The sequence below is a fragment of the Streptomyces spinoverrucosus genome (assembly GCF_006539505.1).
Taxonomy (GTDB): domain Bacteria; phylum Actinomycetota; class Actinomycetes; order Streptomycetales; family Streptomycetaceae; genus Streptomyces; species Streptomyces spinoverrucosus.
The window spans coordinates 95,454-109,754 of record NZ_BJND01000036.1 but is presented as its reverse complement, the minus strand read 5'-3'; the positions used below and the strand labels follow the sequence as shown (position 1 = coordinate 109,754).

Sequence of the window (14,301 nt, the reverse complement as noted above, 5' to 3'; positions counted from 1 at the left end):
GGGGGGTACAGCATTTCGAGGCAGGCGTTCTCGTTGCCGCTGTAGCTGCTCTTGCGCCAGACGCGGGTTGGTGGTACCGGGCGTGGTCACGGGAGGTCTTCCTCGGGGTGATCGGTTGCGTGGGGCTGTGACGTGGCGGCTGCGAGGGCTTCCTCGCGTACGTCCCGGCACCTCAGCGTCAGCGGATGGTCCGGACCCAGGACACGGTGGTAAGCGGCGAGTGCCTCCTCCGCCAGGTCCCGCGCCTCGACTGCTCGGTCGGCACCCAGGATGATGCGTGCGAGCCGGGTCTGGATGGCGAGGGTGTGCGGGTGTTCGTCGCCCAAGGTGCGTCGGCGCGCGCTCAGCACCGCCCGGGCCGCCTCCTCCGCCTCGGGCCACCGTCCCTGCTGAAGCAGGATCCCGGCCAGCAGGTCACCGGCAGCAAGGGTGCGGGGATGGCCGGGGCCCAACTGCTGTTCGTTTCCCTCGGCGACGGCTCGTGCGAGTTGTTCGGCCTCCGTGGTCGAGCCACGGCGGAACAGCACCCAGGCAAGGGTGATCCGGCTGACCAGCGTGCGGGGGTGCTCCCTGCCCAGGGCACGTTCGCTGGTGGCCAGGTTCGGCCGGGCCAGGGCCTCGGCCTCGTCCCAGCGCTGCTGCTCGCCGATGGCTTCCGCGAGGCAGGCGGTGCTCTCGATGGTGTCGGGGTGCTCCGGACCAAGTGTTCGCGCGCGCCCGTGGGCAGCGCGTGCCATGTGCAGCTCGTCCTCCTCGAACCGTCCCAGCCCGTAGAGGGCGAGGCCCAGGGCATGGGCGCTGTCCAGGGTCGACGGGTGGTCGGGGCCGTGGAGTTCCTCGCGCTCCCGCAGGGCGCTGCGGTGCAGTTCGGCTGCCTCCGTGTACCGGCCGAGCCCGGCCAGGGCGCGGGCCAGCTCGTATCGGTCGGACAGAGCGGCGGCGGTGTGTTCGCCGTCCGTGGCCGCGTGCGCGGCGGTGGCGAGTGCGTGTGCGGCCGAGAAGTCTCCGCTGTCGTGGCACTGTTGCCGCAGACGACGGGTGATGGCGAGGGCGTCGTGGACAGCGGGGCTCCGCGTCCCGACAGTCCGGCGCAGGAGTGCGATGGCGTGGGGCAGGAAGAGGCGGAGCGTCTGTGCGTCGACGTACGGGCCTTCGGTGGACTGACCTTCGCTGTACTGGCCTTCGTCCCGGCCGTCGGTGTCCGTGTCCGGTGCGAGGAGTCGGCTCAGGAGTGTGGTCGCCGCGGTGAGTACGGTGTCGCGCTGGTCGAGCGGCGTGCGGGCGAACACCGTGTCGAGAAGCAGCGCGTGCGCCTGCACGCTGCGGACGGCAGGACGGCCCGCGTCGCCGGGGACCTCCACCAACGCCACCAGACTCTGGGTGAGCAGCCCGTGCAGCGCCTGATTCGCTCGGACTCCCGGCAGCGGCGGTTGTGCGTCGGACAGCGCGGTCGCGCTCAGCCGGTCCTGCGCCAGGACACCGACCGGCAGCGGCTGCGGGGCGTAACAGGACAACAGCCGCAGCAGCGTGGTGGCCTCCGGCAGTCCCTGGTCACGCAGTGAGTCCAGGGACAGCTGCCAGGTGCTGCTGACGAGACGACGCAGGTCGCTCTCGCCCGGAGCGGCTCCCTGGTCGAGAACCGGACCGGGGTCGTCGTCCAGGCGCCTGAGGTAGTCGTCCACGCTGACCGGCTCCAGGAGTTGGTGACCGAGGAACGTACCCGCCAGAACGAGCGCGAGCGGGTGGCAACCCAGCCGTCGGGCGGGTTCCTCCAGCGCCGCCCGGTCCGCGTGGGCGGGCGCCAGATCACGCAGGACCTCGACCGCGTCGGGTACGTCGAGGGTGTCCAGGCGGTGCCCGGTGGCGTGCCGCCACTGGGGTGCCTGCCCGTGCCGGGTGGTGATGACGACGGTGCCGCGTGGGCTCGACCGCAGCCAGCCGTTGTTCAGCACCGACGGGTCGTCGGCGTTGTCCAGGACGAGCAGCCAGCGCTCGGGGGAGCGGTCCAGGCAGTGCCAGACCAGGTCGGCGGGAGGGCGGCGCAGCGCACGGGCGGCGTCCACCTCGTCCTGGGAGGCGCCGCGGTCGAGGGCGACGGCGAGCATGCCCTCGCGGAAGGTGGTGGGGTGCGAGGCGTTGACCCACAGACCGACGACACCATGGTCGCGTACGACCTCGTCGAAGAGGACCTGGGCGACGGCTGTCTTGCCGCACCCCGGCATGCCGTACACGACATGCGTGCCGGCCGCCTCCGGGCCGCCCGTCACGGACTCCGTCAGGTCCCGGCGTACGGCGGTGCGGTCGCGGATGGGGGACAAGGGTCGGGCCGTCAGCGGAACGCGTACGGAATCTGGGCCAGGACGGCCGTCATCGGCGATTGCGCGCAGCGCCGAGTGGTAGTGGGTGTGGTACTCGGTGATGTGCTGGTCGTGCTGCGCCTGGAAGACGCGCCCCTGCTCCCGCGCGGCCGCCCGCATGGGTAACCCTTCGGGCGGCCCGGGCTGGAGACTCACCGTTCCGTGATGTGCTGGTCACGCCCTGCCTGGTACACCCGCCCGTTTCCGGAGGCGTGAGCGGCCAGGTGGACGGAACCGATCAACGACTGCTCGCCGACGGGAAGTTGCCCCGGGCCTCGCTCAGCACCCGCTCCAGTTCCTGCGCGGCGGACGGATCGGCCGCGAGAAGCCGGCGCAGCCGCCCGTACCACTCGGTGGCCAGCGCCTCCTCCGTCTCGGTGTCCCCCTGCTCCCGGGCAAGGACGACATCGGCGCGGGTCTCCTCGATCGCGGCTGCGGCATCGTCGGCCCTCGCGGGGCTGACCCGCCGCCACAGCGCGACCACCCCATCGCGCGTCGCGGTCCACGCCTCGGTGGCCAGCAAGGCGACGACGGTGGTACCGGCGGTCTGCGCGAGCTGCACCAGCTGCGGATCCATTCGCTCCCCCGATCGCGACGGTCGGCCCTTTGTACGCGTGCGAGAACGCGCGGGCGTACAGACGGGATCGTACGTCGTACAGGCCCATCTCTGCTGTGTCACCCACGAGTTGGCGGAGCGGCGCATGGGATTGCCCGACACCGGGGCAGTACTGTTCGGCTCGTACGAGGAGGCCGCGCGGCACGCTGGTGTCCCACCCAGTCGAGTTGCCTTCGGCCGCATGGCACCGGATGGCACCACTTGGTGCCATCCAGCGCTCCCGAAAGTAGACGGGTCCGCATGGCGCCACAATGATGCAGGTCGGCATCTTTGCGTTTCCGCAGCTCAGGACGGCTTTCCCTTGAACTGGCCCACGAGGGGCGCCACCGAGGCTTGCGTGTGGCGCCATGATGGTGTCATCATGGCGTCATGGACCTCACTCCGTATGTCGACACTCTCCGCCGCGAACTCGCGGTGGCCGCCGAAGCCGGTGGCGACGAAGCCCGCGAGCTGGCCGAGAGGCTCACCGCTCCCCTGGAGTCGGCGACCCGGCTGACCATGCTCAACGTGCTCTCCGCCGCGATGGACGAGATCACCCGCGAGCTCGCCCCCGGCTCGGTCGACGTACGGCTGCGCGGTCTGGACCCCGACTTCGTGGTGACACCGCCGCCCACCTATGGCGGCGCCCCCGCGGAGCCGGCCGCGCCCGTCGAATCGCTCAAGGCGCAGGTGCCCGCCGAGGGCGACGAGGGTGGCATCGCCCGCGTCAACCTGCGTCTGCCGGCCCACCTCAAGGCGCGCGCCGAGGAGGCCGCGAGCCGCGAGGGCCTGTCGGTCAACGCGTGGCTGGTGCGGGCCGTGTCGGCCGCGGTCGACGGCGGCACCCGCCCGCGTACGACGGAGAAGTCCCAGACCGTCGGACAGAGCTTCACGGGCTGGGTGCGCTAGCCGCGCCCCCCCGCCCGCACCACTCCACCCGCACCACTCCACCCACACCACGTCCCACCTGCGGGGACGTCCTGAAGACCCAAGAGGACGGGACAGCCATGCCTTCTTTCGACACTCCCGAACCGATCTCGGTCACCGCGCACGTGGAGGCCGGTTCCATCCAGTTCACCGCGGGCGACCGCCTCGACACCGTCGTCGAGGTGCGGCCCCGCGACCCGAAGAGGGACCTGGACGTGCGGGCGGCCGAGCAGACCGAGGTCACGTACACGGGCGGCGTACTGACCGTCCGGACGCCCAAGGGCAATCTGTTCGGCCTCGGCCGCACCGGCACCGCCGACGTGACGGTCGAACTGCCCACGGGCTCGCGCATCGACATGACCGGCGCCTGGGCCCAGGTGTTCGGCGAGGGCCGGCTCGGCGAGGTCCGTGTGAAGATCACGGCCGGCGACGCCCGCTTCGACGAGACCGGCCCGCTCCAGCTGACCGTGTCGCACGGCCCCATCACCGTGGACCGGGTCGAGGGCAGGGCCGAGATCACCAGCAGCACCGGCAACGTGCGCGTCGGCCTCGTCGACGGTCCCGCCGTCCTGAAGAACTCGCACGGCAACACGACCGTCGGCGCCGTGACCGGCGAGCTGCGGGTGAGCGGCGCCAACGGCGCCATCGACATCGAGCGCGCCGAGGCGTCGGTCACCGGCACCACGACCAACGGCCCCCTGCGTGTCGCCGAAGTCGCGCGTGGTGACGTCCAGTTGGAGAGCTCCAACGGCGCCATCGAGATCGGCATCCGCCAGGGCACCGCCGCCTGGCTCGACGTCAGCTCGAACCGCGGACATGTCCGCAACACGCTCGCTGCCTCCGAGGCCCCGGAGGAGACCGAGGACACCGTCAAGGTCCGCGCACGGACCAACTGGGGCAACATCGACGTCCTGCGCGCTCGGCCCTGAGCACCAGCCGCACGAGATCCCCTTCTCACCCCAGCCACTTCACCCTTCGATCGGGAGGACCCCATGGCCTCATCTGTCATGCCCACGCCTAGGCGAATGGCGGCGGGCGACTCTGGCTCCGCCGCCATCTCCGTCGTCGGTCTGCGCAAGTCGTACGGCGACAAGACCGTCCTCGACGGCATCGATCTGCGTATCCCGGCCGGTTCCGTGTTCGCGCTGCTCGGCCCGAACGGCGCGGGCAAGACCACCGCCGTGAAGATCCTGTCCACGCTCATCACCGCGGACGGCGGGCAGGCCCAGGTCGCGGGTCGTGACCTCTCCGCCGACCCGCAGGCCGTACGCGCGGCGATCGGCGTCACCGGCCAGTTCTCCGCAGTCGACGGCCTGATCACCGGCGAGGAGAACATGCTCCTGATGGCGGACCTGCACCACCTGCCGAAGCGCGAGGGCCGACGGGTCACGGCCGAACTGCTGGAGCGCTTCGACCTCACCGAGGCCGCGAAGAAGCCAGCCTCCACGTACTCCGGTGGCATGAAGCGCCGCCTCGACATCGCCATGACCTTGGTCGGCGACCCGCGGATCATCTTCCTCGACGAGCCGACCACCGGCCTCGACCCGCGCAGCCGCCACAACATGTGGCAGATCATCCGCGAGCTGGTCTCCGACGGCGTCACCGTCTTCCTCACCACGCAGTACCTGGAGGAGGCCGACGAACTCGCCGACAGGATCGCGGTGTTGAACGACGGAAAGATCGCCGCCGAGGGCACCGCCGAGGAACTCAAGCGACTGATCCCCGGCGGACACGTCCGGCTCCGCTTCTCCGACCCGGCGACGTACGAGAACGCCGCGACCGCCCTGCGGGAGACGCAGCGCGACGACGAGGCACTCATCCTCCAGGTCCCCAGCGACGGCAGCCAGCGCGAGCTGCGCTCCCTCCTCGACTGGCTCGACGCGACCGGCATCGAGGCGGACGAGCTGACCGTGCACACCCCCGACCTCGACGACGTCTTCTTCGCCCTCACCGGCGGCGCCGGCGTCCCCCACCAGACCAAGGAGGACGTCCGATGAGCACCCCCCTGGCTACCACCCGCCCGACCCGGATCTCCCTCGCCGTGCGCGACTCGTCCACGATGCTGCGCCGCAACCTCCTGCATGTCAGGCGTTACCCGTCCATGACGCTGAACCTGCTGCTCACGCCGGTCATCCTGCTGCTGCTCTTCGTCTACATCTTCGGTGGCGTGATGAGCGCCGGCATCGGCGGCGGAGCGGACCGCTCCGAGTACCTCGCGTATCTCGTCCCGGGCATCCTGATGCTGACCATCGGCGGCACCACGATCGGCAGCGCGGTCTCCGTCGCCATGGATATGACCGAGGGCATCATCGCCCGCTTCCGCACGCTGGCGATCCACCGTCAGTCCGTGCTCATCGGGCACGTCGTGGGCAGCGTGCTGCAGTGCGTGATGAGCGTGGTCCTCGTCGGAGCCGTCGCCGTGGCCATCGGATTCCGGGCCACGGACGCCACCGCCCTGGAGTGGATCGCGGCGGCGGGGCTGCTCGCGCTGATTTCCCTGGCGCTCACCTGGATCGCGGTCGGCATGGGCCTGTCCAGCCCGAACGCCGAGGCCGCCAGCAACAACGCCCTGCCGCTGATGATCCTGCCGTTCCTGTCCAGCGCCTTCGTCCCGGTCGACGCCATGCCGCGCTGGTTCCAGCCCATCGCCGAGTACCAGCCCTTCACCCCGGCCATCGAGACCCTCCGCGGGCTCCTCCTCGGCACCGAGATCGGCCACAACGGATGGCTCGCCGCCGCCTGGTGCCTGGCCCTGGCCGCGCTCGGCTACGTCTGGTCCAAGTCGCTGTTCAACCGCGACCCGAAGTAGCGGAAGAAAGACCGGCCGCAGTCCCAGATTCCTCCCAAGCGATCCCCAGAAACCACTCAGGGGCCCGACCCGCACTGCGGATCAGGCCCCTGACCTGGTACTTCCCTGTCGGGGTGGCGGGATTTGAACCCACGACCTCTTCGTCCCGAACTCTCGGCTGGAGGGTCATTGAGGTCAACAGGGCTAATCAGTTGGCCACTGGTGGCCCTTGCTGGTCACCTGCGGTCGCGGTGGTTGCTGTACTCCGCTGCTGTACTGCAACCGGCATCCGACCGACAGTTTCACAGGTGGCATTGGCAGCCCGTATGGGCGCCTGTTCCCCGGGCAAGCAAGGATCACGGGGGGCAGCGCTGACACCTTGACGAGGCCCTAACGGACCCCGACCACGTATCCCTCGATGACGCGGGCTGCCTCCGCGAATGGCATCTGGAAGAACTCGCGGTCCTTGCGGATGCGGTAGTCGGCCAGAAGGGCGTGAATGTCCCCTTCGGCGCGGTGGGCGTGGGCGATCACCCAGGCACCGCGGACACCCCAGGGAGTGATCACACCGGTTGCCGAGTTGATCTCTTTGGCTCGAGTCAGAGGATCGCGGTTGGTGTAGCCGATCTTGAGCATCTCGGGAGCCTCGCGGGTGGAGAGTACGTAGACGAAGCCGCGGCCGGAGAGGGGAGTCGGCGTGCCGGTGACAAAGTTACTGAGGCGGTCCGGGACACCAGCGATCTTCAAGGTGGTAGCGGCCTCCATTGCCGCCTGCCAGTTCGCGTCCCGGAGGCACTGGCGAAGGTGGCGGAGCGTGCTGGACGTCTGACGCGCTTCCTTAACAGACGGGTAGCCCAACCGTGCACACACCGTGAACCAGTCCCACTGGTCCTTCTTGTACGTCCGGGTGAACAGGCCCTGAACCGTCGATAGATCGTCGAGCCGGCCGAGGGCCGCGTGGTGCCCTTGGACGATGGTGGCCAAGACCGTCTTCGCGGCGTCGACGCGCCCGCGCTGCACGTCCGGTTTGATCGGTGCTAGCCCGAAGCCCCACTGCTGTTCTATTCGTTTGACCTGTCGACCAGCCTGACCACGCGACTCCATGCGGCAATCCTAAGCAGCCGCAAGTACCCCCTGACTTTGGGACATCCCGGGGCCCGTGCTGGAGGCGAGCGCGCCGAATCACCTCAGTTACCTCGAATGCGGCGGCGCCGGGTCAGCACCAGGCAGTCCCGTCACGGCTGGCTGTGACTTCTAGGCCGAAGTCGTCGGGGCTGTCCCCGAGATCGCTGGGGAACCACACAGCGAGATGGGCGGTAGTGCCCGCGATGGGCTTCTCAAAACAGAGCGCTGAGGTGTCGACCGCGAGGCTGCCAGGTGCAGGGGACGGCGAAGAGCTGGCATTCTGGAGTCGCCAGCCGTCCTCTGTGGCGGCCTTGCGATAGAAGGTCAGCACGCTGACCCGGGAGGTCGTGAGTCGGAAGTACTGCCCGGCGTAGGCGAACCCGTCATCCTCGTCGCATCCGGAGTACCGCTCGCCTTGGGGCTGCGTCTGGCTCGGGTGCGCATCGAGGATGGACAGGGACGCCAGGGTGGGGGCGAGCTCTTCGTCAGCCCTGGTACAGCCGTAAAGCCCACCGGACAGCGCCCACACTCCCGTTGCCGCGACGATGGCTATGCCGCCCGCACCGACGAGAACTAGCGTGGCCACTGCCTTCAGCTTCATGGCGCGGAGCGTAGTGCAACGGATCTACGGGACAGGACGTGCACGGCCCGAGGACAGGCTCACATCCCTTTTAGCAAGCTGGGTTTTTGCTGGTCAAGAGCGGTGGGCTCGTACGCCTGGTGGTCGTCGTTGGTCGTCTTTGGCCACTGTCGAGCGGCCTCGGACGGCCCAGGGACGGCCCAGCCGTGGTTCTCATGAACGGTTTCAGCCGACGGAAGCAGCCCGCCACTGCGCGGTGACGCACCCCTCTTCCATGTCGCACCACTTCTTGGCCACGCCATGGTTGAGCAGCTTCTGCACCTTTGCGAGGAAGCAGATCCGGCCCGTGATCCAGGCCAGCGCCGTGGTCATGGAAGGGATCGTCTGTGCTGATCCGCGGCGGCCGTAGAAACGAAGAAACAGGTGAGGCACCTACTGATATGAGCAGGTGCCTCACCTGCTTCTCTGTCGGGGTTGGCGGGATTTGAACCCAGGACCTCTTCGTCCCGAATGAGGGTCGGGCGGGATCGACACCGGGCGGTTTGCTGTTTTGCCTGGTCAGGGCGTCGGGGTGGGATGGTCTCAGGTGGCCTGGAAGGGACTTGGGGAGCGGGGTGGCTCCCAGATGGCTCCCAGTGGGAAGCGGTTAGCGTGTGTCGTCGAGCTTGCGCATGAGCTCGGTGACCAGCGCGCGATCGCGTGCTGTGTCGGAGTGCTCGACCGGTGCCCACTGGGCCTGATGCTGCCGGAGCCTCTCATTCCGCTCGGCCTCCCGCGCCGCTCTCACACGCTCGGCCCGGTCCTGTACGGTGGCGAACTCCTCCGGCAGCTCATCTTCGGCTCCCTGCTCCCATAGGAAGTCCACCAACTCCTCCATCAGCTCCAGGTTCTCGACACGCGGTTCCCGCTCCGGCTCGGCGGCCAACCGGCGCAGCTCCTGCAAGGCGCACCGGACGAGGTCTTGGGTCACTGGCTCACGGACCAGTGCGGACGGTATCGAGTGCAATTGGTCGTACAGCGTGCTTGACCGGTACCAGTCGCCGACTTCGGCGCTCTCCAGCAGTTCGGCGTGAATCATATCGGCCACTTCTTCGCGGAACCGCTCCGCGTGCTCCTGCGGCACCAACGGGCTGACGTCGAGCGAGTTGGCCAGGCTCACCAGGTGGGAGATGGGCTGAAGGTGGCTGGACGGGGAGAGCGTTTCCTGCATTACGTACGCGGCCAGTGACGCGGAGTCCAGCAACTCGGCTGTCTCCAAGACCCACTTCAGATGGGTCGACAGGCTCTCGTCCTCGTCAAACAGCCCGCTTCCCACGTCCTCTTCCATCTCACGGACGGCAGCGGCCACGGCCAGCTCGTGCTCCCGGAGCCCGGCCAAGATCCCCGCCCCATCGGCCAAGCGGCCGGCCGCGACGAGTCGGCGCAGCTGTTCCCCCTGAACGATGGCCCTGATCAGCTCTAGGAAGTGGGCTCGGCCGACGTTGAGGTGAAAACGGACGTAGTCCTCGATCGACGGGTTGTGGAACGCCACCCGCCCCTGTTCGACGGAGACCATCGTGCCGTCCAGCAGTTGCAGCGCCCTGCGGAACGTTCGGCCGTCCGCCGCTTGGTCCATCTCCTTGCGGTACCAGTGCCAGGACTCCTCAAGGTCGTCCAATGGCGCGGACCTGAAGGTGAACAGCACCTCCAGCATATGGACGGCCTCGTCCGTCAGCTCGTTCTCCACGATGCGCTCCCAGACGCGGCGCGGGTCGTCCAGATTCTCCAGCATGGCTGCGGCGACGTCCTGACCCCGTCGCGCGGACAACCGGAGGGTCTCCTCGACCAGACGCGGATTGAAGTTCCTGTGCTGGACCACCGGACGCCAGACCGCAGGATCGGCGAACCGGCGCTTGTCGCCCGGCGGCAGGGAAGAGTGGTGGACGTGGTTGTAGAGGATCTGGCCCCGTACGCGCAGGTCCAGGTCGGTCAGCCGTATTACGCTGACCGCGTCCGATACGTCCGGTTCCGCCAGCCGGTCGTGCCGGAGACGGGCGTGCTCCAGCAGGTAGTCGCGGGTCGTCATCACCAGCGCCTTGCCAGGTGTTTCCTGGATCTCCCGGATCACCGACAGCAGGCGGTTGTCCTCGTTCTTGTTCAATGGTGCGTCCAGGGTCGTACGCCCTAGGAAATCGTCGTAGAGGAACACCTGCCGAGTGTCGTCGCGCCACAGGGTGCCGATCTCGTCGACGTCCTGGGAAATCTCGTGGACCTCGTAGCCGTTGCCCATCAGCCACGCAGCGAGCATCAGCGCAACTGTCGTCTTGCCCACCCCGGGGGTGCCGGCGATGACACAAACCTGCTGGGTGTCCAGAAGCTGCTTGGCTCGTTCGAAGCCCTCGTGCGGGACGAAGGTGTCTGCGACGCCTTGCAGCCGCTTCTGAAGCCACGACGACCGCAGGTACTGGTCCTGGTTCAGCACGGTGTGAAGGACGGCGGTGCTGCTCAGCCAAAGCCGGAAGTGTCGTCGGACCAGGTCCGGGCGGCGCAGCAACTCGGCGACGATCTCGTCCACGCCGTACAGGTCGCCGGTACTGCGTACGTACGGGGCGAAGGCGCTGCGGAGCTTTTCCTTGCCGTCGACGGTCAGGCCGACGGTCGTGGCGACGATATAGCGGTCGGGTGCCAGTACGCGGACCTTGCGTAGTTCATCCTTGATCAGGCGTCCGATCAGCGTCTTCTGGGTCGCGCGCGGCCAGTGCTTGCACTGCACGATGGTCGTTCCGGCGGGGCCGGTGTGCCGCAGGTCGATGCCGCGATCCCGGCCGCGCGGGAAGATCTCCAGCGGGACACCGAGGATGTCACTGAACAGATCGCGGCAGACCACCTCGAAGTCGTGATCCGTCAACCGCCCCAACTCGAAAGAGTCCATGGTGTGTTCGCCCCGTCGATGCCGCTGCCGGCCTCGATTCTCCCCGCAGTGGGCGCGACGCCGGCCAGAGGGTCAGGTTCTCCCTCCAGATCTTCTCCGTGGCTATGGCCGAAGGAAGCGGTCAGCCGTCGAGTAGACGTCGGAGTCCCTCCAGCGGCAGGCGGGCTTCCGCGATGGCGGCCTCGCCATCGAATCGGATGCCCTCGGCTGCTAGGGCCTCCACAGGTGTTTCCGTGCGTGTCGAGTCGGTCCACCGGAAGCAGGCGCTGACGCGCCCCGCCGTGGTGAGGACCCGCCATGCGTTGGGGCACTGACCGCAGGCGGCCAGGTGGGTGCCGGGGAACGGCGTGGCTGTCGATTACGGAGGCCACATCGCCGTAGGTCGTCCACCGCCCGGAATGGGATGGCGCCCAGCAGGGTGTGGAGGCTCGTCCAGTCCTTACGGGCGCCGGATGATCTACTATTTCCCTCCTCAAATGCTTGGCAGCGTCCCGCCAGGCATCCAGAGCTACGGGCGGCCGACCCGCTGGGCAGTCGGTTCCTCCGGAACCCAAACGACTCCCAGCGGTCTCCGGACAAGCCTCGCAAGGACGCAGTCGGGGCGGTGAAAACAGCGGGCTTCAGTCACGGCACCGGTGTCATCCTGTGCTGATGGATGTATCTCTCCCTGACCAACTGGGCGCGGTCGAACGAGAGTCCTGTGCCGCCGTGCAAGCAGTGATCAGAAAACCGAATCTCACTGCACCTCGTGACGAGACCGGGGGACAGCAGGATGTTGCCTTTTTGCCGGTGACCCGCGCGCAGTGGAAGTCAGTGTTGAGGGATGCTGATCTGCCCGGGCTTCAGCGGGAGACCGACGAGATGGTTGCGGAGATCCTGCGCCTGCGGACCGCTTCCGGCGGGACCGTCGGGAATCAACTTCCAGAGTTGTTGCGGCGCCTCGGCAGGTCGGTTGCCGCCTTGGGCGCCGTCGCAGATGAAGTGTCCCGGTTCAGTCCGTCCCGGACTAGCGCGGCCGAGCGACGGGCCGCGGCTGACCTGGCGCGAGCGAATCGGGCCGAGGCTCAAGCGCTGTTCGCCTGTCTGGAACAGGGATGGGCGGAGTCCGCTTGGGCCGCAGTACGGAAGCATGCCCTAGCGGCCCAGGCAATTGGACGTGCTCTGGAGGCTGCTGCCAGGATTGATCAGGCTGGTCTTCCTGACGAGGACGTCTATCAGCGAACGCTCGGGGTGTCGGCCGAGGAACTGGGCCCCGGCTCGGGTGTTGCGTCACGCGCCCGTTTGCTGGCTGCCTGGGCGAAGGATCCCAGGACACTCGATCGTCGGCTGCGCCTGAGCATGAGGCACCTGATCGACGACTCGCTACCGCTGACGGTGCACCTTCTTAATCAGCTTGCCGTTCTCGCGCTGACCGACCGTCCCTTGGTGACGCACCGTGCCACTCTCCTGGCACGTGATCTGGTGACGTGTCATCTGAAGTCAGAACCGGAACTGACGTGTTCAGCGATTGCGCGACATGGTGATCGTGAGCCGGAGATGCTGTCCTCCCATCGCGGACAGTCCGCCTACCGCGATGCCTACAACCGTGCGGAGCACCAGGAAGAAAAGGCGCGTGCGGCCATGGACCTGCACCGGGCCGTGCTGGAAGGTGACGTCAAGCGCACGGCCACTGTGGTCTTGGAACTGCTGGGCAGGGCGGTCCCGCAGGGGGCCTCACTCGCGACCGTACGGGATCTGCTGGCAGCTGAAGATGATCAGCCGTTGTGCAGGCTGCTGGCTTCGACGATCCGCTCTGACTGGCGCAATGCGAACGCACACGAAGACTTTCGCTGGGATCCAGTCAGCAGCACGCTCCTTCTCGGTGGGCAGCCAGCTGAGTTGGACCAGGTTCTGGATGCGGCGATCCGCGCTCGCGCCATCTGCCGTGGGTTCGAGCACGGGGTCGCTGTGTCCTACGCGCAGAACGCATCACTGATCATCCGGGGCGCGGAGGACCCGAACTACGTCAGCCGAGACCTCGCCATCCTTCAAGCAGCTGGAGAAGCCAGATTCCCGGTGCTGGACATCCGACGCCAAGGAAGTCTTGTGCGGTTGGACGTTCCCGACGTCTCCATTGAGACTCTGAGAGAGGCGTGCCGGGCGATTCTCAGGTCTGCCATGGCGGACCCCGGAGTCGAGCGCTGGGAAGTGCGTCAGTGCTCCCCTGACCGCCTGCCGTTGTGCGTGGACCGTACGGGAACGCGCGCCGGGCTCCAAGTCGCCGAATCTCTCTGGGAGAGTGTCGATCCCCTCCCCTTCGCCGAGCTCCCCATGCTGGCAAATGCCATGACCAATGCAGGAGAGCCCGCCGAGACAGCCGTTTCAACGGTTCTCTTCTCGGCTGCTGCCCACGTAGTTGGAGAACGAGACCGCTTGTCGACTGCCCTTGGACAGGGTGATGCTGCCGCCAAAGACGAGCTGATCAGCACCACGAAGTTGATCAGTGGCGGGGCCAAGGCTGCAGCTCAACTGCTTGAGGGCCCAGGCCGACGCAAGCTGTTGGCCTTCGCTGAAATTCTCGCCGGGGAGTGCCACCGGTTGGGCAGCGCTCGCCCCTGCGAACTCGTGCATGGGTTCGCCCCTGCGGATCGAACCCTGCGGAGGCATGCGCCTCGCTGGCCGTGGATCACGGGACTCGAAAACTCCGCCGTCTGACGTTCTTGGCAGCGCGTCCGGGCCACCGCCAGTCCGTCGCGCCAGCGAAGACAGCCCCAAAAAACCAGCCCGGCTTGGGGCACCACCCTGTCCACCGGCAGGTAGGAGGAGCGTCCGTAGCCCAACGAGGGCCACTCGCGTCGGCTAGCCGAGCCCGGCGAACGTATGAGCGTGTCCCAGTGGCGGGATCAGTCGTTGAATCGATGAGGGCTGTGATCTCTCGATCGTTTACGATTGGTCGCCTCGGAGCCCACCAGAGCATAGGTCCGGCCCCAGGGGACAGGGGGTCCCGAGGACCGGGATACCCGGGGGTACGCGGCGGGT

At 67.9% G+C, this 14,301-nt stretch carries 11 protein-coding genes and 1 pseudogene; 5 read left to right on the top strand and 7 right to left on the bottom strand.

Annotated features, from left to right (window positions below):
- From SSP24_RS45335 to SSP24_RS24120, 3 genes and pseudogenes are all read right to left on the bottom strand, one after another.
- Positions 1–62: pseudogene (locus tag SSP24_RS45335) on the bottom strand (DUF397 domain-containing protein); the annotation flags it as partial.
- Between the two features lie 24 nt (positions 63–86).
- Positions 87–2,477: a tetratricopeptide repeat protein gene (locus SSP24_RS24125; RefSeq protein ID WP_141311779.1), complete on the bottom strand. Its 2,391-nt coding sequence runs from the start codon at positions 2,475–2,477 to the stop codon at positions 87–89.
- Positions 2,478–2,595: 118 nt separating this feature from the next.
- Complete coding sequence (locus SSP24_RS24120; protein ID WP_229865796.1) at positions 2,596–2,934, bottom strand: hypothetical protein; 339 nt, start codon at positions 2,932–2,934, stop codon at positions 2,596–2,598.
- Positions 2,935–3,342: 408 nt separating this feature from the next.
- Between SSP24_RS24120 and SSP24_RS24115 the strand changes: the two genes are divergently transcribed.
- The 4 genes from SSP24_RS24115 (at position 3,343) to SSP24_RS24100 (ending at position 6,688) form a co-directional block, all read left to right on the top strand.
- Positions 3,343–3,861, top strand: coding sequence for a toxin-antitoxin system HicB family antitoxin (locus tag SSP24_RS24115; protein ID WP_141311778.1), 519 nt, complete (start codon positions 3,343–3,345; stop codon positions 3,859–3,861).
- 98 nt (positions 3,862–3,959) lie between these two features.
- Positions 3,960–4,808, top strand: a complete 849-nt coding sequence (locus tag SSP24_RS24110; protein WP_141311777.1) for a DUF4097 family beta strand repeat-containing protein — start codon at positions 3,960–3,962, stop codon at positions 4,806–4,808.
- Between the two features lie 63 nt (positions 4,809–4,871).
- Entirely contained in the window at positions 4,872–5,876 is a 1,005-nt protein-coding gene (locus SSP24_RS24105; RefSeq protein ID WP_229865799.1) for an ATP-binding cassette domain-containing protein, read from the top strand.
- Positions 5,873–6,688: an ABC transporter permease gene (locus tag SSP24_RS24100; RefSeq protein ID WP_141311776.1), complete on the top strand. Its 816-nt coding sequence runs from the start codon at positions 5,873–5,875 to the stop codon at positions 6,686–6,688. The genes SSP24_RS24105 and SSP24_RS24100 overlap by 4 nt, the downstream gene beginning before the upstream one ends.
- Positions 6,689–7,057: 369 nt before the next feature.
- On the opposite strand, the gene SSP24_RS24095 is transcribed toward SSP24_RS24100, so the two are convergent.
- From SSP24_RS24095 to SSP24_RS24085, 4 genes are all read right to left on the bottom strand, one after another.
- Positions 7,058–7,771, bottom strand: a complete 714-nt coding sequence (locus SSP24_RS24095) for a GIY-YIG nuclease family protein (RefSeq protein WP_141311775.1) — start codon at positions 7,769–7,771, stop codon at positions 7,058–7,060.
- 112 nt (positions 7,772–7,883) lie between these two features.
- On the bottom strand, positions 7,884–8,393 hold the full coding sequence (locus SSP24_RS24090; protein ID WP_141311774.1) for a hypothetical protein: 510 nt from the start codon (positions 8,391–8,393) through the stop codon (positions 7,884–7,886).
- A gap of 204 nt (positions 8,394–8,597) precedes the next feature.
- Complete coding sequence (locus SSP24_RS42985; RefSeq protein WP_167529681.1) at positions 8,598–8,744, bottom strand: hypothetical protein; 147 nt, start codon at positions 8,742–8,744, stop codon at positions 8,598–8,600.
- Positions 8,745–9,018: 274 nt separating this feature from the next.
- Entirely contained in the window at positions 9,019–11,283 is a 2,265-nt protein-coding gene (locus tag SSP24_RS24085) for an nSTAND3 domain-containing NTPase (RefSeq protein WP_229865812.1), read from the bottom strand.
- 651 nt (positions 11,284–11,934) lie between these two features.
- Between SSP24_RS24085 and SSP24_RS24080 the strand changes: the two genes are divergently transcribed.
- Positions 11,935–13,977 (top strand): hypothetical protein, encoded by a 2,043-nt coding sequence (locus SSP24_RS24080; RefSeq protein ID WP_141311773.1) that lies wholly within the window; start codon positions 11,935–11,937, stop codon positions 13,975–13,977.
- Positions 13,978–14,301 lie beyond the last annotated feature (324 nt).

Excerpts from the sequence above, each read along its gene's own strand:
- SSP24_RS24125 (WP_141311779.1), bottom strand. The coding sequence starts at position 2,477 with ATGCGGGCGGCCGCGCGGGAGCAGGGGCGCGTCTTCCAGGCGCAGCAC.
- SSP24_RS24120 (WP_229865796.1), bottom strand. The coding sequence starts at position 2,934 with ATGGATCCGCAGCTGGTGCAGCTCGCGCAGACCGCCGGTACCACCGTC.
- SSP24_RS24115 (WP_141311778.1), top strand. The coding sequence starts at position 3,343 with ATGGACCTCACTCCGTATGTCGACACTCTCCGCCGCGAACTCGCGGTG.
- SSP24_RS24110 (WP_141311777.1), top strand. The coding sequence starts at position 3,960 with ATGCCTTCTTTCGACACTCCCGAACCGATCTCGGTCACCGCGCACGTG.
- SSP24_RS24105 (WP_229865799.1), top strand. The coding sequence starts at position 4,872 with ATGGCCTCATCTGTCATGCCCACGCCTAGGCGAATGGCGGCGGGCGAC.
- SSP24_RS24100 (WP_141311776.1), top strand. The coding sequence starts at position 5,873 with ATGAGCACCCCCCTGGCTACCACCCGCCCGACCCGGATCTCCCTCGCC.
- SSP24_RS24095 (WP_141311775.1), bottom strand. The coding sequence starts at position 7,771 with ATGGAGTCGCGTGGTCAGGCTGGTCGACAGGTCAAACGAATAGAACAG.
- SSP24_RS24090 (WP_141311774.1), bottom strand. The coding sequence starts at position 8,393 with ATGAAGCTGAAGGCAGTGGCCACGCTAGTTCTCGTCGGTGCGGGCGGC.
- SSP24_RS42985 (WP_167529681.1), bottom strand. The coding sequence starts at position 8,744 with ATGACCACGGCGCTGGCCTGGATCACGGGCCGGATCTGCTTCCTCGCA.
- SSP24_RS24085 (WP_229865812.1), bottom strand. The coding sequence starts at position 11,283 with ATGGACTCTTTCGAGTTGGGGCGGTTGACGGATCACGACTTCGAGGTG.
- SSP24_RS24080 (WP_141311773.1), top strand. The coding sequence starts at position 11,935 with ATGGATGTATCTCTCCCTGACCAACTGGGCGCGGTCGAACGAGAGTCC.